General features: G+C 32.3%; 5 protein-coding genes and 2 pseudogenes. 4 read left to right on the top strand and 3 right to left on the bottom strand.

All coding sequences use genetic code 11. The features are described 5' to 3' along the window. Window positions 1–321 (top strand): annotated as a pseudogene (locus AC1DTM_RS17760) (lysostaphin resistance A-like protein); the annotation flags it as partial. A 458-nt stretch (window positions 322–779) separates the two neighbouring features. Here AC1DTM_RS17760 and AC1DTM_RS17755 read toward each other — a convergent pair. From AC1DTM_RS17755 to AC1DTM_RS17745, 3 genes are read right to left on the bottom strand one after another with little or no spacing between them, the layout of a single operon-like run. Further along, window positions 780–950 carry a hypothetical protein gene (locus tag AC1DTM_RS17755; RefSeq protein ID WP_016104028.1) on the bottom strand — a complete coding sequence of 57 codons (171 nt, stop codon included), beginning with the start codon at window positions 948–950 and terminating at the stop codon, window positions 780–782. 21 nt (window positions 951–971) lie between these two features. After that, complete coding sequence (locus AC1DTM_RS17750) at window positions 972–1,322, bottom strand: YolD-like family protein (RefSeq protein WP_016104027.1); 351 nt, start codon at window positions 1,320–1,322, stop codon at window positions 972–974. Further along, window positions 1,319–2,584, bottom strand: coding sequence for a Y-family DNA polymerase (locus AC1DTM_RS17745; protein WP_016104026.1), 1,266 nt, complete (start codon window positions 2,582–2,584; stop codon window positions 1,319–1,321). Before AC1DTM_RS17745 ends, AC1DTM_RS17750 begins: the two co-directional genes overlap by 4 nt. Window positions 2,585–2,828: 244 nt before the next feature. Here AC1DTM_RS17745 and AC1DTM_RS17740 point away from each other — a divergent pair, with 244 nt between their 5' ends. From AC1DTM_RS17740 to AC1DTM_RS17730, 3 genes and pseudogenes are all read left to right on the top strand, one after another. Continuing rightward, window positions 2,829–3,437, top strand: coding sequence for a DUF3967 domain-containing protein (locus tag AC1DTM_RS17740; RefSeq protein ID WP_016104025.1), 609 nt, complete (start codon window positions 2,829–2,831; stop codon window positions 3,435–3,437). Between the two features lie 722 nt (window positions 3,438–4,159). Next, window positions 4,160–4,492: pseudogene (locus AC1DTM_RS17735) on the top strand (ABC transporter substrate-binding protein); the annotation flags it as partial. A gap of 59 nt (window positions 4,493–4,551) precedes the next feature. Next, window positions 4,552–4,881 (top strand): hypothetical protein, encoded by a 330-nt coding sequence (locus AC1DTM_RS17730; protein WP_016104022.1) that lies wholly within the window; start codon window positions 4,552–4,554, stop codon window positions 4,879–4,881. Window positions 4,882–5,315: the final 434 nt, after the last annotated feature.

Raw genomic sequence — 5,315 nt, 5'->3', positions numbered from 1 at the left:
ATCAAAAGATAGAAATAAATCTTTTATATGTATTGATACCTGTATTGGTTGCCCCCTATCATTGAAGAGTTTATATTTAGAAAGATTTTGCCACTTGGATTAGAAATATTGTGGGAGCAGATCAATCGAACAACAGCAATTGTTATTGCTAATGGTATCTTTGCAGCAGTTCACTTTGATTGGTTCTTCTTTCCTTACTTTGTAAATGGTTGTTTATATGCATGGAGTTATGAAAAGACAAAGGATTTGAAAGTCCCAATGTTAGCTCATATCTTATATAATTTATTTGTATTTTTGGCAACAAGTTATCTAGTTAATTAACATGGCGCTATAGTAATTACCAGACTAAAAGACTTTATAATGATGTGAAGTATTTTTGATTTAACTTTATTTTAAACCAATACAAAAATTTACATTCTTATTTAAATGGATTATCATATATGCTATAACAACGTTGTAACGAGTATCCAGAGTGTGGAATAGCGAGGGAAAGGACATACCCTCGACTCTTAGGCTATTTCTCGTTTAACTCATGATTGTATAGTTTGGGGGTGCGAATATGGAATGGCTTGCTTTTTGTATGGGGAGTTTATCTTTTTTACTCGTTTATCAAGAAATGGAAAAAAACAAAAAGTTAGAAAAGAGAATCCAAGAGTTGGAGAACAAGATTCAATCATAAGACAATCTTAGTTATTCAAGAAAATAGGGAAACCTCGAAATGAAAAGGTTTCTCTAATGTTCAGTTGTTTTATCAACACTAAAATTTAACACGCCTATTCTTAGGTAACATCTTTTTCTAGAAATGTTTTAGGTAATTCCTTTTCACCAGATACATCAAACTTTACCTCTCCACCCACTTTATAAATTCGTTCAACAATAGGTATCTTTGTCGTCATTTGTAGTTCTTTCATTTTTCTTTTTCTTGCTTGTTCAAAATGAATTACATTCATACTGTATTCTCCTTTTTGATATTAATTATGTAATTTACAATCAACAATGTCATCCAGGTCAAACTTATTTTGAAAACGAAATGCATCGGTAGTAATGATTGTTTTTTTAAACAGGTCAATCTTTTGGATGTCCATTATTTCATGGTATATACAACCGTCTTTGTAGTACCATAGATTTACTTCTTGCTTTGTATGTAGGGCTTCATTTAATGTTCTCCCTATTTCTTCTATTTGTTGTTCATCTAACACTGGCTTTTCTACTTTTAATTGTTCTTGAATAATCTGTTTGATCCCTTCGAATTGTTCAGGCATTGCAGAAAATGGACTGAACTTTACCATTCCTCGTCCTCTTGGTATATTTGTATGATTCATGCTCGATGCCCTCCTAACAATGTATTTCTGTGTCTTGCTGTAGCGCTATGTGTATAAGAAATCCCTCTTAATATGCTGTTTTTACCAAACTTAGTACGTATTTCATCCATTACTTTAGTCAATTTCACTTCTTTTTCTCGTTGTATGATGTTATCGAAAAGAGAAATTTGTTCTTCGCCTTCATTGATTAAGTTAGTTAAAGAAACGTTAATGGATCTAATGGGTTCGCCTGTATAAAACTCGTGTAAAAAGTATGTGCAAACATTATAGATATCCATTGTTAAATTGGTTGGTCGGTTCATAGTGTGAGTTTTTCTAAAACCACCAGCGTAATTTTTACTGTAACCAATAGAAAACTGGAGTGTCTGAGCGAGTTTGTTTTGCCTTCTCATCCGATAACAAACTTCTTCGATGTGTTCCAGGAGAATAATTGGAAACTCTTCTATAGTGTAATCACGCATAAGTATTTGGCTTTTACCAATAGAAGTTGTTGCGGGTACGTATTTTTCTGAAATACGGCTAAAATCAATGCCGTTGCTATGTAAGTGCATTTCTGTGCCAATGACCCCGAAACTTTGTTTTAAGTACTTGAGTGGGTATTGTGCTAAGTCTCCGATTGAATGTATTCCCTTTCGATTTAACTTTGCTTCTGTTTTGCTCGAAATCCCCCAAAACTTATTGAGTGGTCGTATCGACCATAATTTTATGGGTACATCTTCGTATTTCCAATATGCTATGCAGTCTTTGGTTTTCTTTGCTTCCACATCTAATGCGATTTTGCTCATCAATGGGTTGGGCCCAATTCCTATTGTACATTCAATGCGTGTATGCTCATAAATTTCACGTTTGAACTTTAAAGCAAATTCATATGGATCATTAGCAAATAGATGAATGCTATCCGTAATATCCATGAAGAATTCATCGATGGAATATTGGTGGAAATCCTCAATAGGAACGTATTGTAGAGCAAGTTTCGTTATGTAATTTGAGCATTTAATATAAGTTCCCATAATTGGATTAACGATAAGTATGTCTTTACGGCGAGGGATCTCGTAGCTCCTTGCCATCTTCTTAAGTCCCAACGCTTTTAATGGCGGAGTGGCAGCTAAGACAATTGAACCACTTCGGTTAACATCACCAACTACAGCTAATTTGGTTTGCAGGGGATCTAAGCCCATCTTGATGCACGACACACTGGCATAAAAACTACGAAGATCTACGCATAAAATAATTCGATTTGGAAAAATTGAGTAATCATACACCGTTATTCCTCCTTAATATAATAAGAACGCACGTTCTTATTATATACGAACTTACGTTCTTTATGAAGGGGTTTTTAATTATTATTTATGAAGTAAAGTTATGCCGGAGAAAAACATGGTGAAATAATATTGATGGTATTTGAACGACAAAAATCAGCAAAGACAGTACGAGCTTCGTCGATTGATTATTAAAGGTATTATTCCTCATTTATTGAATTTTTCTTATAGGAGGTGGCGTAGCGCTATGGCAGAAATGGAGATAGTATACACCGCTAATGAGGTTTATAATCGTTTAGGAGTGAGTGGCAGCACGCTTAGAAAGTATTCAGATATTCTTGAGCGTGAAGGATATGATGCAAAAAAGAATAGTCGAGGAAGAAGAGAATATACAGAGTTTGATGTGTTACTTATTGAAAAGTTAGTAGAGTTGAGTAAGCAGGATGGTATGACCTTAGAAAAAGCAGCAAAAATGATTGCAAAGCAATTTGGAATCGATAATAAGAAGGAAGAAAGCCAGGGGACAGATGCAATACCTTATCAAATGCAGTATCAATTTCAACAACAATATAGCGCTATGATAGAAGAAATTAATAAGGTGCAGCAAGCGAACTTGTTAGAAATGGAAAAGAGACTAGGGGATCGTATAGATCAAAGGAATAAGTTAATTGAAGACGATATGAAAGATAGGAAGGAACGTGAAGAAAGGATAGAAAAAAGGTTAGAGCAAAGAGATGAAAACCTTATGAGAGTGATTAGAGAAATTCAAGATGTGAAAAGTACTATTGTAACAGCACAGGAAGAAGTAGCGGCAGCGAAAAAGAAATCGTGGTGGAAGTTTTGGGGTGATTTATAATTTTATACTATTCTTTGTGGGCGGTTAGATTAATTACGAAAGTAAGTAAAAAATTATTTTAGATAAAATATCGTTAATTGTGTGTTAATTAACGATATTTTTAATGAAAACTATTAATTAGCTACGTAATTCTTAATACTGATAATCATGTTTTTGAAGTCGTAACATAGAGCTAATCCATTTAATATAATACAAAGAGTCAATGCTAAAATATTTGTTATATCATTCGTGTACATGATATAACAAATTAATGTTATGACTGAAGTTATAGAGAAATATGGAGCGATAGACTCTTCGTATTTTAAATGTAGGGCTAATGCAATCACCACAAGTACTAGAATAAAATTTTCCATTTGTATATTTCACCTCGCCTTCACTTGAAGTATAGCCTGGACTTAAAAATGCAGCAAGTTCACAGTCAACCTATTGCACCCCATAGTTTAGGCAATAAAAAAATAGAACCAACTATTGCAATGGGGGGTTATACAGAGTTAAATTAGTTTGTAGGTTTTAAATCACGAATTTTAACAAAATTAAATTCAGAATAATGAAAACATACATATGTGTATGACAATCAGCATTAAAGGAGATGTAGCGGAAGGTGGTTCAATTGTAATTTCACGTACCGTAATGAATGTACAAACTGTTATCGATGGTTATTTATTTTATTTAATATAGTAATATAGAATAGGTAGTATCTTATATATATAGGAGGAGAAAAAATGAGAGGGAAAACTACAACGGTTATTACAACGATTATAAGTGCTAGTTTATTACTAACAGCTTGTAGTGTGGAAAAGGATAAGAAAAATAAGGCGAATGGTAAAGTGGCAGATAAACAATCCATTCATTTTCCATATATCGCAGAAATTCCAACAATGGATGTAACAAAGGCGACTGATGGAGAATCAATGAATGTTATGCGTAACGTGTTTGAGGGGTTATATATGCTTGGAGAGGGCAATAAACCGATTCCTGGTGTGGCTAAAACATATGATGTAAGCGAAGATAAAAAAACATACACATTCTATCTCAGAGAGGATGCAAAATGGTCAATATGTTATTATATATTTGTGTAAAAAATTCGGAATTTTTTTAAAAAGGAGTGTTTAATGTGGAAAAAATAAAGGAAATAGCGTTTATGTTGATTGCTTTAGTGGTAATCATTGTAATGGGCTTTGATATTAGGAATCCAGATGATCAAAAAGACATTTTCATGTTTGTTATCTATACTATTCCTATAATGCTATTACTGCTGTATGTGAAAAAATTAAAATACAGTAAGCCAAATTTGTTTTTAACCTTAATATTTTTAACTTTGGGATTATGGAGTTTATTAACATTCTATGTATTACATGATTTAGCAATATTGATATCAATGATTTTAGGAATGGGGATTACATTGTTAGTTATTTTTTTCTCCAGAATAACAAGAAATAACTAAGTAACTTGCATTCTTAAATACAGATAAACAAAAAGAACTCTTTCATGACTTGAAGGGTTCTTTTTTTTAGGTTTTATAGGGTGTTTTTGCCCAAATACCCGAAATGGGGGAAGTTGTGGATTTGGAAGAAAGTCGTATCGTTTATAAAAAAGATGTACCGTTTTAAATAAAGTTATACCGTTTGTAAAAAAGTTTGATCAAAAATCCTATATGAAATGCAGGATTTTTCTTGTTCAGGAATCGGGCCGGATTGTGAAGCAATACCCACTTGAGTAACTTAATTCAAATGGGTTCTTTTTATTCTATAATTAATTAAACAAATTATAAAAATTATTTTTAATAAAGTTTAATATTTTATTAATATTATTTAAAAATATGTTAAACTAATATTAATAAAAGTAAATGGAGGGCAAAGCTGTGGATATTAATAATAT

The sequence above is a fragment of the Bacillus sp. P4_D3 genome (assembly GCF_056401855.1).
Note: the sequence above shows the minus strand (reverse complement) of the source record. Positions and strands in the feature narration are given on the sequence as shown.